This is a genomic window from Massilia sp. DWR3-1-1 (assembly GCF_049898325.1).
GTDB lineage: Bacteria > Pseudomonadota > Gammaproteobacteria > Burkholderiales > Burkholderiaceae_D > JAFCUW01.
The window spans coordinates 16,279-34,933 of sequence record NZ_JAFCXL010000027.1; the positions used below are offsets into that span (position 1 = coordinate 16,279).

Sequence of the window (18,655 nt, forward strand, 5' to 3'; positions counted from 1 at the left end):
AGTTCGTCCTGTTGCAACTCATTCACCACCAAGGACGCATCATGAACACTTTTATTATCCCGACCGCTGCCACTGTCTCCCCCGCCAACCAGGCCATCTTCGAAAAACTGCAGAAGGGCTTGGGCATGGTGCCCAAGCTGTACGCCACACTGGCCCACTCCGAGCACGCGCTCGGCAACTACCTGACCCGGCAAAACGGCAAGAGCTCGCTGAGCGCAAAAGAGCGCGAGGTCATCAACCTGGTGGTGAGCCAGGTCAACGAGTGCGTCTACTGCCTGGCCGCGCACACCGCACTGGGCGGCATGGTGGGCTTTACGCCAGACCAGATCATCGCGATCCGCAAGGGCGGTGCCCCCTTCGATGCCAAGTTCGACGCCTTGGCGCGCCTGGTCGAGAGCGCCACTGAGCGCCGCGGCCACGCGGCACCGGCACTGGTCGATGCATTCTTCGCCGCCGGCTACACGGAAGGCCATCTGGTCGACACGGTGATGGTCATCGGCGACAAGATCATCACCAACTACCTGCACGCGCTGACCCAGGTCGCCGTCGACTTCCCTGCCGCACCGGCCTTGTAAAGCAGCGCCCCTGAGCCGTTCGCGCACGACGGCGCGAGCATGACAACCCATCCCCACCCTGACAGAAAAAGCATACCCATGAACACTTTGCGTACTTTGAGCGCCGCCATTGCCGTCGCCGCCAGCATGAGCAACCTGGCCTACGCCGCCGATCCGGCCTACTTCACCCAGACCGACAAGCTGCGCATGACGCGTGACGCCCAAGGCGTCCTGCTCGTCGAGATGAACACCAACGGCGGACCGTTCACTTTCACGGCCAAGGCGCACGACGCCTTCGTCGACGCCTTCTATCACATCAGCCGCGACCGCGATAACAAGATCGTGATCCTGACCGGCAAAGGCGGGCAGTGGATGGGTGGTATCGATTTCGCGTCTTTCGGCGACGTCAGCGACCCCGACGTCTGGTCGAAGGTGCATGACGAAGGCACCCAGATCGTCGAGAACGTCGCCAACATCCGGGTGCCGATGATCTGCGCGGTCGAGGGCAAAGCCTGGGTGCACACGGAATACTGCGCCGTGGCCAACGTCGTCGTTGCCGGCGCCGGCGCCACCTTCCACGATGCGCCGCATTTCGCCGGTGGCATCGTGCCGGGAGACGGCATCTTTACGACCTGGTCTTACCGCATGGGGCCGACACGCGCCGAAGCGCTGCTGCTCGATCCGCAGCCATTCACGGCGGCGCAAGCGAAGCAGTACGGCCTGGTGTCCGAGGTGGTCGGCGATGGCCAGGCCGTTGCCAGGGCGCGCGAACTGGCTGCCCGCTACCTGACCAAACCTGAAGTCACGCGTCGCAATACGCGCACCTACTTCATTGCGCCGCTCAAGCTTGCGCTGGTTCAGCAGACCGGCTATGGCCTGAGCCTCGAAGGCGCCAGCGCCGCCGCCCTGGTCAAGTCGATGAAAGCGGCCAAACAGTAAGCCAACGGCCGGCACGCGCCGGCCTCTACTTTTCTCCAAGGACCTGCCATGTACCAGCTTCACGCGTTCGCGACACCCAACAGCATCAAGCCCGTCATCGCCCTGGAAGAGCTGGGCCTGGCCTACGAACTGCACGGGGTGAACGTGCGCAAGGGCGAACAAAGATCGTCGCAGTTCGTCGCACTCAACCCAAACGGCAAGGTGCCCGTGCTGACGGTCAATGATGGCGGCAACACGATCGCGCTGACCGAATCGGCGGCCATCCTGGTCTATCTTGCCGAACGCCACGGTGCATTGCTGCCGACCGATGCAGCAGCCCGTGCCCGGGTGTTCGAGCAGCTGTTCTTCCACGCGTCGGCCATCAGTCCGGCGTTCGGACAAGCGGGCTACTTCCAGAAGCTGGCGCCGGAGGTGTTGCCGCACGCGGTAGAGCGCTTCCACGGCGAGGCCCTGCGCACCCTGGGGTTGCTCGACGGCGTGCTATCGAAGCACGCATTCGTCGCCGGCGAGGCCTATTCGATTGCGGATATTGCCCACTTCGGCTGGATCTGGCGGCGCGCCTTTGCCGGCGTCGATCTCGACAGCAGCCCGCACGTCGCCCGCTGGTTCGATGCCATGTCCCGGCGTCCGGCCGTGCTGCGCGCCATCGCACGCGTTGAAGCGTTGGCGCCGCCGGCCTGACCCTGACCACGAGCCGGGCCGCCGGGGCCCGTTGCGTCAATACCGGCGATGCCGGCCAGCTGGCCACCGTCGACGACGCCAGCCCGGCACCCGCTTTTTATCCGACACCTTCACACACATTGACTGGAGCACCCAGCATAACACTGCAAGCCAAACTCGACGCATTCAAGGCCGACTTCAAAGCCGGCAAGGCCCCTTACTTTGCACCGCCGGAAATCCACCCGATCATGGCGCGCGCCACTGCCGAACTGGTCGCCTCTGGCCAGGCAGGCCGCGCGCTCAAGGCAGGTGAGCGGGCACCGGCCTTTGTTTTGAACGACCCGGACGGCAAGCCCGTATCGTCGGCGGCGCTGCTGGCCAAGGGCCCGCTGGTCCTCAGCTTTTACCGGGGCGTATGGTGCCCTTACTGCAACTTCGAGCTCCAGGCCCTGCAGGAAACGCTGCCGCAGTTTCAGGCACGCGGCGCCAGCCTGGTGGCAATCTCGCCGCAGACCGCCGCCAACAGCCGTAAGTCGCAGCGCCAGAACAAGCTTGATTTTCCGATTCTGAGCGATGTCCACAACGACGTTGCCGCAGCGTTCGGCCTGCGCTTTACGCTGCCAGACTATCTGGTGGACCTGTACAAGCAGCTCAAGAACGACCTCCCGGCCTTCAACGACGACCCGGCATGGACGCTGCCGATGCCGGCCCGCTACGTCATCGGCCAGGATGGCATCATCGCCTACGCCGAGGTCAACCCCGACTACACGCGTCGCCCTGAGCCGGACAGCATGCTTGCGGTCCTGCAAGACCTGTTAGTCCACGCCTGAGGGGGCCTGTCATGCAGAAAAGAACGTTTCTCATCACCGGCGCCAGCCAGGGCATCGGCCTGGCGGTCTGCGAACGGCTGGCCCGCGCGGGGCACCACGTGGTCGGCCTCGCCCGTCGCCGTCGACCTGGCAGACCGCGTGGCCACCGCCGCGACGCTGGCGCAGCTCACAGCGCAGTATCGCTTCGATGGCCTGGTCAACAATGTCGGCCTGGTGCGTCCCCAGGGGCTCGGCAGCATCGAACTGGACGACATGGACGCCGTGTTCGACTTGAATTTGCGTCCGGCGGTGCAGGCGGCGCAGGCGATCCTGCCGCACATGCGCACGCAAGGCTGGGGGCGCATCGTCAACGTTGCCAGCCTGACGGTGCTCGGCACGCGCGACCGCACCGCCTATGCCGGCGCCAAGGCGGCACTGGTGAGCTTCGCCCGCACCTGGGCGCTGGAACTGGCCGCCACGGGCATCACCGTCAACGCCGTGTCCCCCGGTCCCACCGAGACCGAGCTGTTCCGCAAGAACAATCCACGCGGGAGCGAAGGCGAACGACGCTATCTGGAGGCGGTGCCGATGGGCCGCTTCGGACAACCGGACGACATCGCCGCGGCAGTGGCGTTTCTGCTGAGCGAAGACGCCGCTTTCATTACCGGCCAGACGCTGTTCGTCGACGGTGGCGCGTCGGTGGGGAGGGCGATGATCTGAGCTTGCCTGCTGGCTTACCCTGGCGCAGGCGCCGTGGACGCTTCGCCGGCCATGATCTCCTGCACGAACGCCGTGAACGCGCGTGCCTTTGCGCTGGCCAGGCGCCCGGACGGGTAGACCGCCCACAGGTCGATCGTCGGCAGCGACCAATCGGGGAGCAGGCGCTCGACCGCGCCGTTCGCCAGTTCCGGCGCAAACATCCACTCCGACACGATCGCCACGCCCACACCGGCGCAGACGGCGGCGCGCACGCCTTCTGCCGCATTCACGCGCAGGCGTCCGTTCACCGTCACCGATAGCTCGGTGCTGTCCCGTTCGAACGTCCAGGTCGTGGCACCGCCCGAATCGCTCAGATAGACCACGGCTTCGTGCTGCGCCAGGTCGGCCGGGATCTGCGGCAGGTCGCGTCCGGCAAGATACGCGGGCGCTGCCACGACCATGCGCCGTCCGCTGGCGATACGGCGCGCCGTCATCGACGAGTCGCCCAGATTACCCATGCGCAGCGCGACGTCGATGCCATGTTCGAGCAGGTCGATCTGGCGATCGTCGAGCATCACTTCAACTTCCAGCGCTGGATGGCGCTGTAAAAAATTTTTGATGTGCGGAATGATGTGGAGGCGCGCAAAGGTCACCGCGGCGCATACGCGCAGCTTGCCGACCAGGTCGGCATTGACGCCACGCGCCGCGCCGTCGGCGTCGTCGACCATGGCGATCGCGCGCTTGGCCGATTCGAAATAGGCTTGTCCCGCTGCGGTCGGGGTCAAGCCGCGCGTTGAGCGCAGCAGCAGGCGGGTCTGCAGGCGCGCTTCCAGCTGCGCGATGGCCTTCGAAACGGCCGGCTGCCCCACGTCGAGCCGGCGAGCCGCCGCCGAAAAGGAGCCGGTCTCCACGGTACACACAAAAGTTTCCATCAGCGTCAGTCGATCCATCGCATTCCTTTGCAAGACGGTCTGCCAGCACCGGGCATTCCGCACAGGAATGAATTATAGGCGCCAGCTCTCTGCCTCGACAGGGCTTTGCCCGCGATGATTTACCTGTTTCAACTGAAGTCGGACAAAGCCGCCGCTATCTCCGGCGCCGAATACTTGATCGACGGCGGGACCGTGCCGGTTGCCTGACGCCTGCCTGCCCGCCCGCAAACCAGACCGCCGGCCCTCGACTGGCCTACTTCTTCGGTGTGAGCATCAGCAGTCGGCCGCGCGCACCGTCTTCCAGCAGCCATAGCGCGCCATCCGGCCCGGTGCGCACGGCGCGGATGCGTTCGCCCATGTCCCAATGGTCCTCCTTGGTCGCGTTCTCGCCGTTGAGGGCAATGCGGTCCAGCGACTGGCCCGAGAGGCCGGTGATGAAGAGGGAATTTTTCCACTTCGGGAACAGGTCCGCATCGTAGTAGGCGAGGCCGCCTGGTGAAATGGCCGGATTCCAGGACACTTTCGGGGCCTCGTAGCCGTCGCCGGGCGCGTGGTCGGGGATGTCCCGGCCGTCGTAGTGGTTGCCGTTTGATACCTTCGGCCAGCCATAGTTGAGGCCTGGCTTGATCAGGTTGATCTCGTCGCCATGGCGCGGCCCCATCTCCATTTCCCACAGGCGCCCCTGCCTGTCGAAGGCGATGCCCAGCAGGTTGCGGTGGCCATACGACCAGACGGCTGCATCGAAGCCCTTGGCCGCGAGCGGGTTGCCGGCGGCCGGCGTGCCGTCGAGGTTCAGGCGCAGCACCTTGCCGAGCGTCGACTTGGGGTCCTGCGCCGGATCGAAAAGCTGCCGGTCGCCACTGGTGAAGAACAGATACTTGCCATCCGGCGAGAAGCCGATACGGCCCGAATAGTGCCCGCCAGTCGATGCTTCCTGGCCGCGGAAAATGGCCTTGGTATCCTTGAGCGTGCCGCCTGCCTGATCCAGTGTCGCGGTGGCGAGCACGACCCGGCTGCCGGCGCCGGAACCCGCCTCGGAGTAGCTGAAGTAAAGCCGCTTGCTGGCCGCAAAATCGGGCGCGGGCACGATGTCCATGAGCGCGCCCTGGCCCTTGCTGCTGACGGCCGGTGTGCCCGACACTGTGCGCATGGTACCGGTTGCGGGATCGAACAGGATCATCGTCCCCTCCTTTTGCGTCACCAGCATGTGGCCGTTAGGCAGGAATGCCATGGCCCATGGGCTGTTGAATGTGCCGACCGGCTTGACTTCGAAAGGCAGGCCGCCGGTCGCGCTTGCGGGGGCTGCGACGAACGAGAGCAGGGTGAGCGAAAACGTGGTGGCGACGCCTAGCATGTTCAAATTCATGTTTTCCAGATCTCCATGTGCGGATTGATGCCAAATTGTTGGGACGAAAGTGTGCCGATTCGCGCCGGTTCAGCAAGCCGATGCCGCCAGCACGGTCACTTCGACGCCCCGAACGTTCGGATTGGGCGCGCGCCGGGCATGTACTTGACGACCGTGGTGCAGCCCGTCGCCCACCCGCGGCGAAGTAGCCGCCGGCGCGGTTGGTCCATGGGGCGTTGGAAAGTGTAGAGCAAAACTCCCATTGCAGACGCTCCGCTCGTCGCGGCCGGTGGGTGCAGAAAATTCTGCGTATTTCAAAGGATATTATCGCGCAACCTGCTTGGCCAACCATCCAATGGTGGGTGGGGACGCTGCAGGGGCCGCATGATTGTTAGCCCAGCCTGCAGACAGGGACCGGGCATTTGAAGTTGATGTAATCGCGCGGATCGAAATGCTGCTCGACTCCGGCGAAGCCGCTCGCAAGGAATATTCTTGCCTTTAGGTCGTGTCAAGGTCTCTAGACGCCGAGGGGCAGGTCTCACGAACATACATAAGCTTGCATGTCCGTTTCCTAGCTGATCTATGTTTGTGAGACCCAACCTCACCTCGGCAATACGTCATCGACACGCACAACCGAGCGTGCTGCCGGTCCAGCACCGCCGAGTAGCGGTCGACCACGGAGCAGTTGCCTTCACTCTCCATTTCGGCCAGCATGTCAGCACCTGAGAGCCACCGCCGCAAACGGCCCATGTATGTCCATCCAAGCAGTCGCCCTTGACAGCCAACCTACCAGAAGGTAGGATTCGCCCATGAGCAAATCACCAAACACCGCCGACAACATTCTCGCCTGCGCCCGCACCTTGATCGTCGCCGGCGGCTACAACGGCTTCAGTTACGCCGACATCGCCGATGTGGTCGGCATCCGAAAGGCCAGCATTCATCACCATTTTCCGGCCAAGGCCGACCTGGTGCGCACGCTGGTGGCGGGCTATCGGCGCAGCGCTGAAGACGGTTTGCTCGCGCTGGCGCGCGCGGTGCCGGCGCCGCTCGACCAGTTGCGCAGCTACGTAGGTTACTGGAAAAGCTGCATTGGCGACGCCAGCGCGCCGTTCTGCGTGTGCGCCATGCTGGCCGGCGAATTGCCCGGCCTGCCTGCGGACGTGGCGCTGGAAGTCCGCGCGCATTTCCGTTTTCTGGCGGGCTGGCTGCAAGATGTGCTCGAGCGCGGCATCGTCGAACACAGCATCGTGCCGGGGCAGGGCGCCCATATCGAGGCGCAACTGCTGATGGCGACCGTGCACGGCGCCATGCTGTCGGCGCGGGCTTATGGCGACACCGCCGTGTTCGGCACCATCGTCGATGCGCAGTTGTCGCGGCTGAGCACGCGCACGTGACGCGTTTTTTCATCAATTAATCTACCAACTAGTAGGTAGTTTACCGCTTCCCCACAGTGAAGGAAACACCATGCAGCAGCACGCCCCCCAGCCCGGCCACAATTCCCCGCAGTCCTGGCTCAAGACATATTACTTTTCCCGCGCCGCATTCGCGCTGGCCTGGATTGGCGCCGTGCTCGCTTTTGCACGCAGCGCACCCGCCGTCGCCGCCGTGCTGATGGTCGCCTATCCCGCCTGGGACGCGATCGCCAACCTGGTCGACGCCAGCCGCAGCGGCGGCATGGCGCGCAATCAGCCGCAAGCCGTGAACGCCCTCGTCAGCGTGGTGACGGCGCTGGCGGTGGCGATTGCGCTGCCCGACATGCACCTGGTGCTGGGGGTGTTCGGCGCCTGGGCCATCCTGGCTGGTGTGCTGCAACTGGGCGCCGGGCTGCGCCGCTGGAAGAGCGCGGGCGCGCAGTGGGCGATGGTGCTCAGCGGCGCGCAGTCGGCGCTGGCCGGCGGCTTTTTCATCGTTCAGGCGGGGCAGCCGGCAATGCCGGCCGTCACCGGACTGGTGGGCTATGCCGGCTTCGGCGCGTTCTACTTCCTGGTGTCGGCGCTGTGGCTGAGCGTGGCCGCCACGCGGCGCGCCAGGAAAGCGACCTGAGTCACCCTGGCTGGCGCCGCGTCTGCAACGCCGCCGTCGCGTTGCGCACCGTCATCGGCACGTCGGCGCCACCGTCCCCCTTCGACGCCATATCGCCGAGTGCCTGCCTCAGGCGCGGCGCGGCAAAATCGAGAAAGCGGCGCATCTTGAGCGGCATCTGCCCGCGCAAGGCGTGCACAAGATGCACTGGCACGGGCGCCGGTTCGTAAGCTTCGAAAACAATCTGCAGCGCGCCACGTTCGACCGCATCGATCACCTGGTAATGCAGCAGCCGCACCACCCCCACCTTGAGAACTGCTGCCTGCGCCGCCGCTTCCGGCGTCGTCACGGCAAGGCGTGGCACGATGGCAACGTCCATCAGCGCGCCTGATCGTGGGTCCCGGAAGCGCCAGGGCGGTGACGGCATGGGCGTGTCCACGGTCACGCAAGGCAGCCCCGATAAATCATCGGGACTGTGGAGCGCACCGTGCGCACCCATGCCGGCCAGCAGGGCAGGGCTGGCGCATGTCACGGTACGCATCACTCCCACTTGCGTCGCCACCATCGAACTGTCGGGCAGCTTGCCGATCCTGACCGCCATATCGACGTGGTCGCCAACGAGATCGACGTTCCGGTCAGCCAGGATGAGTCGAACATTGATCTCCGGGAAGGCCGTCAGAAAATCGGCGACGACGGGCAGCACATGCAGGCGCCCGAACATGGTGGGCGCGGTAATGACCAGCTCGCCCTTGGGGGCGGTGAACTCACCGGCCGCTTCGCGCTCCGCGTTCTCGACCTCCTCCAGGATCCGGCGCGCCGCCGCGACATAGGCGATCCCGGCGTCCGTCAGCGTGATCTTGCGCGTCGTGCGCACCAGCAGCCTGGTACCGAGTAAGGCTTCCAGGTCAGAAATCTTGCGGCTCAGCGTGGCCAGCGGAACCCGCGTGGCACGTCCCGCCGCGGACAGGCTGCCGTGCTCCGTCACGGCCACCAGCAGCGACATGGCTTCGAAACGATCCATTCGATTCTTCCGAATAGTGGTAGGAAGTTTATTGATTTTACGGGATTATCAATGGAGGCTGAAAGGTCCATGCTATGTCCAGTGGCACTAGTACCCTTTCAGGCCTCGCCGCCTGCGCCGTTTATGGACGTTTCACGGAGGTCGACCATGTCGTATGGATTTCTTGATATCGCGATGACGCCCAGCGTGCGCGCCGCGCAAGCCAGGATGGGCGCCGACCATCTCTGGCAAGATTTCAAAGGGCATCGGCAGTTCGACCGGTTTACGGAGAACGAGCAAGCCTTGATCGCGGCGCGCGACAGCTTCTACATCGCCACCGTGTCCGAAACCGGCTGGCCTTACATGCAGCATCGGGGTGGCCCGGTCGGTTTTCTGAAGGTGATCGACGAGCGCACGCTGGCCTTTGCCGATTATGGCGGCAACCGTCAGTACATCAGCACGGGCAACCTGGCGGCCGATGACCGGGCTTGCCTGTTCCTGATGGATTATGCCCACCGCGCGCGGCTGAAGATCTACGTCCATGTCGATATCCTGGAGCGCGATGACGATCCGGCCCTGACCGGGCTCGTTACCGTCGCCGGCTACAAAGCGAAGATCGAACGCATCGTCCGGCTGCGTCTCGAGAACTTCGACTGGAACTGCCCGCAGCATATTACGCCGCGCTTTACCGAGCGGGAAGTCAAGGCGGCAGTCGGTCCGCTACACGATCGAATCGGCCAGCTGGAAGCGGAAAATGCCGCCTTGCTTGAGCGACTTGCCAGCGGTGGCGGAGCTCGGTAGAACAAGGCTCATTCCCGTGGCAAACGTAGTGCGCAGGACATTGCAGGCAGGGGTGGCAGAAGCCTGACGCTGACGCTGCGCCGCCGACTCAACGACAATTCAAGGTCAGCGCATCGCCTTCATCGGCCTGGCCGCGCTGGACCTCGCCATCGCCGCAGCGGTAAGTCACGGTCAGACGTTTGCGCTTGCGGGGCGCCGGATCGCCGCATAACTGATTGCCCGCCGTAATAGAGAAATTGCCGCCACGCGCCAGCGCCTGCATCACCGCTGGCCGCGCATCGCAAAACCCTTCGCGCACGCCGTAGTCGGCCCGTTCGATCTCGATGCGCGAGCGACCTTGATCATTGCCACCGTGGCCGCCGCCACGCCAATCGCGCCCGCCCCCTTGCGCCGCCGCCATGCCATCGCGGTAGCCCTGGTCGTAACCGCGCCGGAACTCCTGGCTTTGCGCCATGGCCGAGGCCGATGCTGCCAGCAGCAGCGCGGCGCCAGCCAGGCGCGAAAGGTGAAGCGTATAGGTCGTTTTCATTGAACTCTCCTGGAAAAAATATCTGCCACATGATAATGCCAATCGGCGCTGGCGTTTGTAACGCCGCCGCACCCACGCAAGCACCACACCATGCAGCCGCCCGCGCTTCGCGCGTGAACGCGGCTTGCTCGGTCGTTCGATCTGCGTGGCGCGCCTGCCGGTGTGGCACACCTTGCATGCACGCGTCACGTCTGTCCTGGCTGTTCAGCCCGAAGCAAGCCAGTGGCCCACGCACTGAACGCCTTGACCCGGGCATTGTCCCGGCGGCTGGGCAGGTAGGCCAGGTAGATCTGCAGGGGCGGGCGTTCCCAGTCGGCCAGGACGGCCACCAGCGCACCGCTGGCGAGGTGGGGACGGACGATGAAGTCGGCGGTCTGGATCAAGCCCAGGCCGGCCAGTGCGGCCGCCAGGTGGGCGTTACTTTCGTTGACGGCCACGCGCGTGCCCAGGTGTTGCAGGCTGATGCGCTCGGCGTCTTTTTCGAACTCCAGCCGATGGGCCAGGCCGCTGGTGGACGAAAAATAGGACACCACCGGCATCTTCGCCGCGCTGATCTGCTGCGGCGTCGTCGGCGTGCCGTAGCGGGACAGCCAGGCGGGACTGGCGCAAGTGGTCCAGCGTGACTGCCCCAGCAGGCGGCTGACCAGCGTGGGGTCGTCGGCGCCGCTGCGGATGGCGCAGTCGATGTTGTCCGACAGCAGATCGGCGTTGCGGTCATTCACCGTCAGGCGCAGGTCGATGTCGGGATAGCGCGCGCAGAACGCGGGCAGGGCGGGTATCAGCAGGGCGCTGGCGGTGGCGCCGCCACAATCGACGCGCAGCATGCCACGGGGGCTGGCCTGGCCCTGGCCCAGGGTCGATTCGAGGTCGTCCAGCTCAGCCATCAGGCGGCGCGTGCTGTCGTAGTAGAGCGCACCGGCAGCGGTGACGCCGATCTTGCGGGTGCTGCGTTCGAGCAGCTTCACGCCCAGCCCGGCCTCCAGGTCGGCCACCCACTTGCTGACGGTGGAGCCGGGCATCTCCAGCGACCGGGCGGCCTGGTTGAAGCTGCCTGTTTCGATCACCCGTGCGAAGACACGGATGGCTTGCAAGTGATCCATAAAAAGCTCCTAATATTATCCATCGCTATGGATAATGTTCGCACGGAAGTGGTCTAGGCGGGGCCGTGCGCGTGGCCTATTCTGTCTTTCTTCATTCATCCAGAGGCCCATCATGACCGCAGCAACCCATCTCCTGCTTGCCCAACAATTTCTCGCCCAGCTGGGCGGTGGCGCCAGTGCCGAGGCCATGGCCGCCCTGTGCGTGCCCGACCTCGACTGGAACATTCCGGGCGACGCCGCTGCCCAGCCCTGGATCGGCGCCAGGCGGGGCAGCGCAGCGCTTGCCAGTTTCGTGCGCGACACGGGCGCGGCGATCAGCCGCGAGGGCCTGGAAATCAAAGACATCCTGGCCAACGACGCCCGCGCCATCATCCTCGGCCACCTGCAGTCGCGCGTGAATGCGACCGGCAAGCTGATCGATACCCCGTTTGCCATCGCGATGACGTTCGATGCCGACAAGATCGCCAGTTTCCTGCTGTTCGAAGACAGCTACGCCGTGTCCATCGCATCCCGTTGAGAAACGGTGCGGTGTACGGTCGGTAGGGGCCCCATCCGTTTCAAGCCAGGCGCCGGCGCGTGCGATGCACCGGCCGCCACCAGGCCTGCGCCGCCAGGTCCTGGCGCGCACGTAACAAGGCCTTTCACGCCAGCCAGGTGAAGGCAAGCTTCATCGGGGCGCGCTGGCCGTTCAGTCAACGCCCTTAACGCTTCGCAATCGTCTGGATGGCGGCAACGAACTTGTCGAGCTGCGCCGTCGTGGTGTAGTAGGACGGCGTGACCCGGATGCAGCTGCCACCGGCGGGGCCATCGCGCGGGACGGTGAGTATCTGGTAGTCGTCCGCCAGCTGCATGGAGAGGGCCGCGTTGGCGTCGAAGGACGTGCGCCCCCGCAGGCGCAAGGACGTCACCGCACCCGTGCTGCCGGCTTCATCCGGCGTCAGGATCTCGACCCCGTCGAGCTCGCGCACCCGCTGCACCCAGTAATCGCGCAAGGCGCGCAAGCCCGCACTGCGGGCGGCCAGGCCGACCTGGCCATGGAAGCGCAGCGCTGCGGGAATGGTCATGAAGGCGGCCGCATCGGCGGTGCCGGACAGGACCCGCGCGCGGATGTCCGAGGCGGGATGTTCGCGGTTGCCCAAATGGATGCCGATGTCCTGCAAGCGCGCCTGTGCGATATACAGAAAGCCCGTGCCCAAGGGCGCGCCGATCCACTTGTGCAGGTTGGCGCCGGCGAAGTCCGCCCCCAGATCGGCAATCTTGAAGTCGAGCTGTCCCCAGGACTGGGCGATATCGACAATGACATCGACGTTGCGCCGCTTCGCCATGCGGACGATCTCGGCCACCGGCGTCACCAGTCCGGTGCGGTGACTGATATGCGTGAGCAGGAGCAGCCTGGTGCGCGGCTGACGCTGCAGTGCCTGTTCGTAGGCGTCGATGACGCGCTGGCGGCTGGCCGGCTCGGGAATGGTCACGACGGACACGGTGGCGCCGTGCCGTTGCGCCAGGTCCTCCATCGCATACTGCATCGAGCCGTAATCGAGATTGCCGTACATGACGGTGTCGCCGGATTTGAGCAGCCGATAATTGGCAATCAGGTTTTGCAGCGATTCCGTGGCGCCGCGCGTCATCGCAATTTCGCTGGCCTGAACGCCCGCGTGCTGCGCCACGGCCGCCCGGATCGCGTCATCGTCCCGGCGACTGAACGTGCGCCGCAGATACCAGGAATTGTGGCGGTTCAGGTAGTCGATATTGCGCTTGTACTCGTCCAGCACGGGCCTGGCCATCACGCCATAGTAGCCATTTTCGAGGTTGACGATGGATGGATCGAGATCATATTGGCTGGCCAGTCCTTCCCAGCCGAGCTGCTTGCCCTGGGCCGGCGCAGTGCGCGCCTGCGCCGAAAAGGGGGAAAGGCCGCCGGCCAGCGCCGCCACGGTGCGCAGCAGGTGCCGTCTGTCGAAGGTCATGGTATCGCTCCTCGTCACTGAGAATGCGCTCGAGTATAGCAACAGCGGCAGGCGATGCGACAGCCGCGACCTTCGCCCCGCGATTGAGCGTGAGGGGCAGGTGTGGCAAGCGGGCGCAAGCTCTGCCTTGTCGTTGCCGGTGCTTCTTGTTTGCCGCTGGCCGGGGTCTGGAAGCGATGCCTGACCTGACCTGCCACCACCGGGCGCAGCGCTGCGGCGGCGGCCAGCAGCGCATCGGGCTCAGCCCCCGGTGCGTTGCAGCCGGTGGCGTGCGTGGTGCCGGTGACGGATCGCGGGGCGGGGCCGCGGCGCTGCGCGGGAGGTCCTCGCGCTTGCCGTGTATCGGGCAGCACGATTGCCTGCGGGCCGTCGCGCCCGGGAAACGCCAGGCGCCGCAGACGTTGATATTGTCTCGCGGTGCTTCGACCGTCGCCCTGGTCAATCCCACGCTGTCAGGCGGCTAGTCGTCCAGTGCGGCGGCACAGCGTTTGAGCAAGTCGCACAGCACCTTCGCCTCTTGTGTCGACAGCGTCGAGAGCAGCTGTCGCTCCACCGCGTCGGCGGCTTTCGCGCCACCGGCGACGGCCTTTTTACCGGCGGCCGTCAATTCGGTCATGATCACCCGGCCATGCTCCGGATGCGGGCTGCGCGTGATCAGGCCGCCGCGCTCGAGGTTGACGAGGATCGCCTGCATGGTCTGCGGGGTCACGAACGCCGCGCGCGCCAGGTCGGCATTCGAGATGCGCGGATTGCCGGAGACGGCAAGCAGGACCGCGTTCTGCGGCGCCGTGATGCCGACCTGCGCCAGCTCGGCTTCCAGGCGTTGCCGCAATCGATGCTGCGTGATCTTGAGGTTGTAGCCAACCCAGTCGGTTCCGCTGCGGGGTGCTGGCGTCGTCGTTGACATATCAGGGTCCTTATATTATTATCAGTGCACTGATACTATTTTACAGGAGCTGGCATGACATCCCCACTGGGCCCCGACTTCATCGCATTGCAGGTGCGCGATCTTGCCGCATCGCGCAAGTTTTACCTCGAGATCTTCGGCTTCGAAGCCGCGGCGCACTGTCCGCCCGGCGCGGTCATTTTCAAGACTGCGCCCATCCCCCTGGCGCTGCGCGAACCGCTGCGGCCGCTGCCCGCCAGCGGACCGCTTGGCGTGGGCATGGCGCTGTGGATCGCATGCGCCGACGCCGACGCCTTGCACGCGCTCATCGTGGCGCGCGGTGGGGCGATTTCCGGTCCGCTCGCCGATGGCCCCTTCGGCCGCTTCTTCGTCGCCACCGACCCTGACGGCTACGCGATCACCTTTCACACGGCGCGCAACTGATCGCTTCGACCAGCGCCTCGCCCTGTTCAAGTCGCAAGGGGCGCAGCAGCCCCGATGCTGATCACGCCCGCTCGGGAGCGCCGTTCCCACGCACCCATCCCTGATCCTCGGCGAGCCCGGCACGATGGTCGTCTACGCCATCGAACCGGGCTGGCCAAGGCCACACCGCGCGGCGTCAGCTCCCACAAGCGGGCAGTTTTTGGCGCAGGCGGTTGATGCTCTTGACGAAATCTTCCGCTTGATCGGGCTGAAATTTTTGTACCTGGTCGTTGATCTTGACTTTGTTGAACACTTCCTTGCCCTGGCAAGTGACGAGAATGACTTCGCCGTCCCGAACGCGTGCCGTGCGCATGTCGGTCAAGGACAGCGCAAGACTGTGGTCAAGCAGCGCCTTCACGCCGCCAAGTGCCATCGCCTTGATGATATTGCCCAGCACGCCTTCGTCACTGTTGCGGGTGTCTTGCGGTTCCCCCACCTGCTTCATGCCGTAGTCCGTCAGTTGCAAGTACACCGCATCGTCCTTGAGCAGCATTTCAGACCATCGATTGGTCGACAGCAGGGAAGGCGTCCTTGCTACGGCTTGCTGGCGGGGCCCGATACGCTCGGGGCCATCGCCGTTGCTGGCCTTGCCCGACACGGTCGGGCCTGGGCGGTCCTGGCCGGCTGGACGGGCATAGGCAAGGGGCGTACTCGCCAGCAGCGCGCAGGTGCACACGATTAGGGGGATGAGGCGCATGGTGTCTCCATTCGTCGATGTAAGGGGCGGATGACGCTTGATCATCCGGCTTCGGTCAGCAGTGACGATAGGGCAAGCAGGGCTTCGCCGGCGCGTGGTTTGCGATGAACGGCAGGATCAGGGCGCCGGACCGTTCTATCGCGCCGGCAGACGGGATGGCCGCAAGGAAGCGAGCACCGTCCTGGGCCGCCTGCGCTTCAGGCATGATTGATGACGACATCGATGCGCTTGTGCACATCCTCGGCAAAGGCGAGGAACTCGCGCATTTGCGCCGGCTCGTTCACGTCGAGCGCATACCATTCGGCCGAACCGCCCGCCTGGCGGATTTCGCGGACCAGTCCCTGCAGCCGCTGTGCGCCCCGTCCGCCCAGCACCAGGTGATGCCCCTGCGCGGCCAGATGGCGCGCCGTCGCCGGCCCGTTGCCGCGGCTGGCGCCGGCAATCAGGATGACTTTAGGATGTGTTGCTGGGTTCATGATGCGGTCCTTTCCATGGCAATCACACGAGCATGCATCTTACGGCTGTGCCGATTTGCTGCACATGCACATGCCTATGTCTTTCTTGCCTAATCCTATGCTTCGTCCGCATGGCCGTGGCAATTCTCGCCCTTTTAATGGATCATTCCTCTTCATGAACGCAGCGAAGGATGTGACATGGACCGCCTGATCGAACTGCACCGCCAGCTGGCCCGCGACGACGGCTATACCGACACCGCCGTGGCCGCGGTGCGCCTGACGCGCGCCACCGCATGCGTGGCCAAGACCCCGGTGATGTCGGAGCCCTGCATCGCCATCGCCCTGCAGGGACGCAAGCGCGCCTTCTTCGGCACCGACGTGTTGCAGTTCGACGCCGACCAGTACCTGGTGGTGGCGATACCGATGCCGTTTGCCAGCGCCACCGAAGCGACGCCGGAAGAACCGTTCCTGGGCCTGTCGATCCAGGTGGACCGCAGCACGCTGGCCGACCTGATGTTCGCCATCGACCAGTCCGACAACGACGTGCCGGCCGCGCCCAAGGGCATGATGAGCACGCGCATGGATGCGCGCCTGCGCGACACCGTGCTGCGCCTGCTCGAAACGCTGGCCTCGCCACTGGAGGCGCGCGTGCTGGGCCCGGCCATCGTGCGCGAGATCTGTTTCCGCGTGCTGATGGGCGAGCAGGGCGCCGCCATGCGCGCGGCGCTGACCGGCCAGGGCCAGTTCGGCCGCATCGCCAAGGCGCTGCGCCGCATCCATGCCGACTACGCGGCCAGCATCGATGTGGGCATGCTCGCTGCCGAAGCGAACATGAGCGTGCCGGCGTTCCACGTGCATTTCAAATCGGTGACGCATTGCTCGCCCATCCAGTACGTGAAGTCGGCGCGGCTGCACCAGGCCAGGTTGCTGATGGCGCGCAACGACATGAGCGCGCAGGCTGCCTGCGCCCAGGTCGGCTACGAGAGCGCGTCGCAATTTAGCCGTGAGTTCAAGCGCTTTTTTGGACGCAGCCCCAGCCAGGAAGCCGATGTGTTGCGGCGCTACCTGGCGCCACCGCAGGTGGAGACGCCGCAGTTGCTGTAGAGGCTATCCCGGTACTGCGGCGTCGCCAGGCGCGGTGGGATGGGCCAGGTAGCGGTTCAAGCAGTCAAACACTGCGCTGGCCCTGGTCTGCAGCCGCGCGTCAAACCCGCGTTCCGACAGTAGTGAGATGCCATTGGTGTGGACCAGCACGCCCGGTAACAGGCTCAACTGCGCGGAATCGCCGTGGGACATGCTCACGCAGAGCGGCGTCAGACAGGGGGCAAGCAGGGGAGCGAGCACCAGGTTGTGCGAGGAGACGATCACCATGCTCTTGCTGGCGAGTTCTTCGAGCACGGCGACGGCGGCGGAGACCGATTCCAGGTAGTTGGTCCCGCGGAAGATTTCATCGATGATATAGATGCCTGCATGGGGGCCATGGAAGGACGCCAGTAACTCCTTTGCACGGCGCAATTCGGCGATATACAGGCTCTCCCCACCGAGCATGGCGTCCTCGTTTTGCATGCTCGCGTAGACGGGGCGCGTGGACACGGCCGCGCCGGTTGCATAGCAAAACCCGAATGCGCGCGCCACCACCAGGTTCAAGCCGATCGTGCGCAGCAGCGTGCTCTTGCCTACGCCGTTTTGACCGGAAATGAAGGCGCCCTTGCCGGCCAGGTCGATCGACAGCGGCATGGCGTGCGCAAGCAGAGGATTGCGCACCGCATGGAACGCAATGTCCGGGCCGGCATGCCGCTGGGCCCAGCAAAACAAGGGCGTCGCTTGCAGATGGCGCGCCAGTGCGATATCGGCTTCCAGGTTTGCAATCAGGAGATGGCACTGACGCAGAAACGCGATATTGTCATCGACCTGGGCCTGGCATCGGAAGTAATGCAGGACGTTGGTCAGCGCGAACCAGTCGAGATAGTCTTTCGCGCCGGAGATAGACATCACGATCGGCGAACGCGACAGGCCGCGATTGATCTGGCCGGCGCGTCCGCGCAGCCCGGCAAACTGGTCTGGCAAGGGGGCGTTCCCCTCCCCGAGCGTGCTGCAAACGCCGAGCAGGCGCTGCAGCGACTCCATCGACAGGTTCCAGCCCTCGATCGCTGCGATGTAGCGAAACCGGATCGCCAACAGCAATCCAAACACCAGGCCAACAGCCACCCAGGCCAGGGGCCAGACGAAGGTGGCGCCAACTGCGGCGAGGAAGCCGGGCCCGGCCAGGCCAAGCCAGCGCGTCCATGCCGGCCGACTTTGCGCTAGCCGCTGGCCAAATAGCAGGCCCGCAATCTCGATCCCCGTGCGCCGCAAAGGCCGACAAGCGTGATGGAGCCGGTCCAGCTGTTCCGGATCGGCCATCAATGCTTTCACCGTTGCGCAATGGGCGGTGCACGCGGCCTCATCCGATCCAGCGCGCAGACGCTGGTACAGCACCTGCTGGCCAAAGATACTGACGCCTTCGGCGAGCATGGCGGTGTACCGATCGATCAATAGGTCGCCCCATGTCTGATCATCGATCGACGCCGTTGTTGCCACAGCTGTATTGGCATGCAGTTGGGCCAGCTCGCGCTGCTGAAATGAAAACGCCAGATCCGGGTCCGGGATAAAAAACAGGGAGCGCAGAAAATTGCGCAAGCGACCCCAGTACGTGCCTGGTTTTACGGTGGAGACCGTCATACATCCTTTATGGTGAACCATCGCTGCGGAAGAGAGCGATGTAGGCGATATGGTGC

At 64.9% G+C, this 18,655-nt stretch carries 20 protein-coding genes and 1 pseudogene; 11 read left to right on the forward strand and 10 right to left on the reverse strand.

What is annotated here, in order from left to right; all coding sequences use genetic code 11:
* The first annotated feature begins 41 nt into the window (after nt 1-41).
* The 5 genes and pseudogenes from ACP7EY_RS21430 to ACP7EY_RS21450 all read left to right on the forward strand — a co-directional run bounded on the left by ACP7EY_RS21430 (nt 42) and on the right by ACP7EY_RS21450 (nt 3,682).
* On the forward strand, nt 42-575 hold the full coding sequence (locus ACP7EY_RS21430) for a carboxymuconolactone decarboxylase family protein (RefSeq protein ID WP_426197230.1): 534 nt from the start codon (nt 42-44) through the stop codon (nt 573-575).
* 78 nt (nt 576-653) lie between these two features.
* Nucleotides 654-1,493, forward strand: a complete 840-nt coding sequence (locus ACP7EY_RS21435) for an enoyl-CoA hydratase/isomerase family protein (RefSeq protein WP_426197232.1) — start codon at nt 654-656, stop codon at nt 1,491-1,493.
* 48 nt (nt 1,494-1,541) lie between these two features.
* Entirely contained in the window at nt 1,542-2,174 is a 633-nt protein-coding gene (locus ACP7EY_RS21440; RefSeq protein WP_426197234.1) for a glutathione S-transferase family protein, read from the forward strand.
* 137 nt (nt 2,175-2,311) lie between these two features.
* Complete coding sequence (locus tag ACP7EY_RS21445; RefSeq protein WP_426197285.1) at nt 2,312-2,983, forward strand: peroxiredoxin-like family protein; 672 nt, start codon at nt 2,312-2,314, stop codon at nt 2,981-2,983.
* An 11-nt stretch (nt 2,984-2,994) separates the two neighbouring features.
* Nucleotides 2,995-3,682: pseudogene (locus ACP7EY_RS21450) on the forward strand (SDR family oxidoreductase).
* Between the two features lie 14 nt (nt 3,683-3,696).
* Here the strand turns inward: ACP7EY_RS21450 and ACP7EY_RS21455 are convergent.
* Together ACP7EY_RS21455 and ACP7EY_RS21460 are read right to left on the reverse strand one after the other, a co-directional pair.
* Nucleotides 3,697-4,611: a LysR family transcriptional regulator gene (locus ACP7EY_RS21455; protein WP_426197236.1), complete on the reverse strand. Its 915-nt coding sequence runs from the start codon at nt 4,609-4,611 to the stop codon at nt 3,697-3,699.
* Nucleotides 4,612-4,846: 235 nt separating this feature from the next.
* Nucleotides 4,847-5,959, reverse strand: coding sequence for a PQQ-dependent sugar dehydrogenase (locus ACP7EY_RS21460; protein ID WP_426197238.1), 1,113 nt, complete (start codon nt 5,957-5,959; stop codon nt 4,847-4,849).
* Nucleotides 5,960-6,747: 788 nt separating this feature from the next.
* On the opposite strand from ACP7EY_RS21460, the gene ACP7EY_RS21465 reads away from it, so the two are divergent.
* Nucleotides 6,748-7,332 (forward strand): TetR/AcrR family transcriptional regulator, encoded by a 585-nt coding sequence (locus tag ACP7EY_RS21465; RefSeq protein WP_426197240.1) that lies wholly within the window; start codon nt 6,748-6,750, stop codon nt 7,330-7,332.
* 70 nt (nt 7,333-7,402) lie between these two features.
* Nucleotides 7,403-7,981, forward strand: coding sequence for a DUF308 domain-containing protein (locus ACP7EY_RS21470; RefSeq protein ID WP_426197242.1), 579 nt, complete (start codon nt 7,403-7,405; stop codon nt 7,979-7,981).
* Between the two features lies 1 nt (nt 7,982).
* Here ACP7EY_RS21470 and ACP7EY_RS21475 read toward each other — a convergent pair whose 3' ends face one another.
* Nucleotides 7,983-8,981 (reverse strand): LysR family transcriptional regulator, encoded by a 999-nt coding sequence (locus ACP7EY_RS21475; RefSeq protein ID WP_426197244.1) that lies wholly within the window; start codon nt 8,979-8,981, stop codon nt 7,983-7,985.
* A gap of 147 nt (nt 8,982-9,128) precedes the next feature.
* On the opposite strand from ACP7EY_RS21475, the gene ACP7EY_RS21480 reads away from it, so the two are divergent.
* Complete coding sequence (locus ACP7EY_RS21480) at nt 9,129-9,761, forward strand: pyridoxamine 5'-phosphate oxidase family protein (RefSeq protein WP_426197246.1); 633 nt, start codon at nt 9,129-9,131, stop codon at nt 9,759-9,761.
* An 88-nt stretch (nt 9,762-9,849) separates the two neighbouring features.
* Here the strand turns inward: ACP7EY_RS21480 and ACP7EY_RS21485 are convergent, their stop codons facing one another.
* Together ACP7EY_RS21485 and ACP7EY_RS21490 are read right to left on the reverse strand one after the other, a co-directional pair.
* On the reverse strand, nt 9,850-10,290 hold the full coding sequence (locus tag ACP7EY_RS21485) for a hypothetical protein (protein WP_426197248.1): 441 nt from the start codon (nt 10,288-10,290) through the stop codon (nt 9,850-9,852).
* A 185-nt stretch (nt 10,291-10,475) separates the two neighbouring features.
* Nucleotides 10,476-11,390: a LysR substrate-binding domain-containing protein gene (locus tag ACP7EY_RS21490; RefSeq protein WP_426197249.1), complete on the reverse strand. Its 915-nt coding sequence runs from the start codon at nt 11,388-11,390 to the stop codon at nt 10,476-10,478.
* A gap of 112 nt (nt 11,391-11,502) precedes the next feature.
* Here ACP7EY_RS21490 and ACP7EY_RS21495 point away from each other — a divergent pair, with 112 nt between their 5' ends.
* Nucleotides 11,503-11,907 carry a nuclear transport factor 2 family protein gene (locus ACP7EY_RS21495; protein ID WP_426197251.1) on the forward strand — a complete coding sequence of 135 codons (405 nt, stop codon included), beginning with the start codon at nt 11,503-11,505 and terminating at the stop codon, nt 11,905-11,907.
* A 184-nt stretch (nt 11,908-12,091) separates the two neighbouring features.
* On the opposite strand, the gene ACP7EY_RS21500 is transcribed toward ACP7EY_RS21495, so the two are convergent.
* The gene (locus tag ACP7EY_RS21500) at nt 12,092-13,357 is read right to left on the reverse strand and encodes an aminotransferase class V-fold PLP-dependent enzyme (protein ID WP_426197253.1); all 1,266 of its coding nucleotides are present in this window, start codon (nt 13,355-13,357) and stop codon (nt 12,092-12,094) included.
* A 460-nt stretch (nt 13,358-13,817) separates the two neighbouring features.
* On the reverse strand, nt 13,818-14,264 hold the full coding sequence (locus ACP7EY_RS21505; protein WP_426197255.1) for a MarR family winged helix-turn-helix transcriptional regulator: 447 nt from the start codon (nt 14,262-14,264) through the stop codon (nt 13,818-13,820).
* A gap of 54 nt (nt 14,265-14,318) precedes the next feature.
* Between ACP7EY_RS21505 and ACP7EY_RS21510 the strand changes: the two genes are divergently transcribed.
* Entirely contained in the window at nt 14,319-14,687 is a 369-nt protein-coding gene (locus tag ACP7EY_RS21510; RefSeq protein ID WP_426197257.1) for a VOC family protein, read from the forward strand.
* Nucleotides 14,688-14,862: 175 nt separating this feature from the next.
* On the opposite strand, the gene ACP7EY_RS21515 is transcribed toward ACP7EY_RS21510, so the two are convergent.
* Complete coding sequence (locus ACP7EY_RS21515) at nt 14,863-15,423, reverse strand: hypothetical protein (protein WP_426197259.1); 561 nt, start codon at nt 15,421-15,423, stop codon at nt 14,863-14,865.
* Between the two features lie 197 nt (nt 15,424-15,620).
* Nucleotides 15,621-15,899, reverse strand: a complete 279-nt coding sequence (locus tag ACP7EY_RS21520; protein ID WP_426197261.1) for an SDR family NAD(P)-dependent oxidoreductase — start codon at nt 15,897-15,899, stop codon at nt 15,621-15,623.
* Between the two features lie 177 nt (nt 15,900-16,076).
* Between ACP7EY_RS21520 and ACP7EY_RS21525 the strand changes: the two genes are divergently transcribed.
* Nucleotides 16,077-16,982, forward strand: a complete 906-nt coding sequence (locus tag ACP7EY_RS21525) for an AraC family transcriptional regulator (protein WP_426197262.1) — start codon at nt 16,077-16,079, stop codon at nt 16,980-16,982.
* Nucleotides 16,983-16,985: 3 nt separating this feature from the next.
* On the opposite strand, the gene ACP7EY_RS21530 is transcribed toward ACP7EY_RS21525, so the two are convergent.
* Nucleotides 16,986-18,599: a MutS-related protein gene (locus ACP7EY_RS21530; protein WP_426197263.1), complete on the reverse strand. Its 1,614-nt coding sequence runs from the start codon at nt 18,597-18,599 to the stop codon at nt 16,986-16,988.
* Between the last annotated feature and the right edge of the window lie 56 nt (nt 18,600-18,655).

What these genes read in the sequence shown, in the direction of transcription:
- ACP7EY_RS21465 (WP_426197240.1), top strand. Translation starts at nt 6,748, where the DNA reads ATGAGCAAATCACCAAACACCGCCGACAACATTCTCGCCTGCGCCCGC.
- ACP7EY_RS21530 (WP_426197263.1), bottom strand. Translation starts at nt 18,599, where the DNA reads ATGACGGTCTCCACCGTAAAACCAGGCACGTACTGGGGTCGCTTGCGC.
- ACP7EY_RS21480 (WP_426197246.1), top strand. Translation starts at nt 9,129, where the DNA reads ATGTCGTATGGATTTCTTGATATCGCGATGACGCCCAGCGTGCGCGCC.
- ACP7EY_RS21500 (WP_426197253.1), bottom strand. Translation starts at nt 13,357, where the DNA reads ATGACCTTCGACAGACGGCACCTGCTGCGCACCGTGGCGGCGCTGGCC.
- ACP7EY_RS21455 (WP_426197236.1), bottom strand. Translation starts at nt 4,611, where the DNA reads ATGGATCGACTGACGCTGATGGAAACTTTTGTGTGTACCGTGGAGACC.
- ACP7EY_RS21515 (WP_426197259.1), bottom strand. Translation starts at nt 15,423, where the DNA reads ATGCGCCTCATCCCCCTAATCGTGTGCACCTGCGCGCTGCTGGCGAGT.
- ACP7EY_RS21520 (WP_426197261.1), bottom strand. Translation starts at nt 15,899, where the DNA reads ATGAACCCAGCAACACATCCTAAAGTCATCCTGATTGCCGGCGCCAGC.
- ACP7EY_RS21460 (WP_426197238.1), bottom strand. Translation starts at nt 5,959, where the DNA reads ATGAATTTGAACATGCTAGGCGTCGCCACCACGTTTTCGCTCACCCTG.
- ACP7EY_RS21470 (WP_426197242.1), top strand. Translation starts at nt 7,403, where the DNA reads ATGCAGCAGCACGCCCCCCAGCCCGGCCACAATTCCCCGCAGTCCTGG.
- ACP7EY_RS21475 (WP_426197244.1), bottom strand. Translation starts at nt 8,981, where the DNA reads ATGGATCGTTTCGAAGCCATGTCGCTGCTGGTGGCCGTGACGGAGCAC.
- ACP7EY_RS21435 (WP_426197232.1), top strand. Translation starts at nt 654, where the DNA reads ATGAACACTTTGCGTACTTTGAGCGCCGCCATTGCCGTCGCCGCCAGC.
- ACP7EY_RS21490 (WP_426197249.1), bottom strand. Translation starts at nt 11,390, where the DNA reads ATGGATCACTTGCAAGCCATCCGTGTCTTCGCACGGGTGATCGAAACA.
- ACP7EY_RS21510 (WP_426197257.1), top strand. Translation starts at nt 14,319, where the DNA reads ATGACATCCCCACTGGGCCCCGACTTCATCGCATTGCAGGTGCGCGAT.
- ACP7EY_RS21430 (WP_426197230.1), top strand. Translation starts at nt 42, where the DNA reads ATGAACACTTTTATTATCCCGACCGCTGCCACTGTCTCCCCCGCCAAC.
- ACP7EY_RS21505 (WP_426197255.1), bottom strand. Translation starts at nt 14,264, where the DNA reads ATGTCAACGACGACGCCAGCACCCCGCAGCGGAACCGACTGGGTTGGC.
- ACP7EY_RS21440 (WP_426197234.1), top strand. Translation starts at nt 1,542, where the DNA reads ATGTACCAGCTTCACGCGTTCGCGACACCCAACAGCATCAAGCCCGTC.
- ACP7EY_RS21495 (WP_426197251.1), top strand. Translation starts at nt 11,503, where the DNA reads ATGACCGCAGCAACCCATCTCCTGCTTGCCCAACAATTTCTCGCCCAG.
- ACP7EY_RS21525 (WP_426197262.1), top strand. Translation starts at nt 16,077, where the DNA reads ATGGACCGCCTGATCGAACTGCACCGCCAGCTGGCCCGCGACGACGGC.
- ACP7EY_RS21485 (WP_426197248.1), bottom strand. Translation starts at nt 10,290, where the DNA reads ATGAAAACGACCTATACGCTTCACCTTTCGCGCCTGGCTGGCGCCGCG.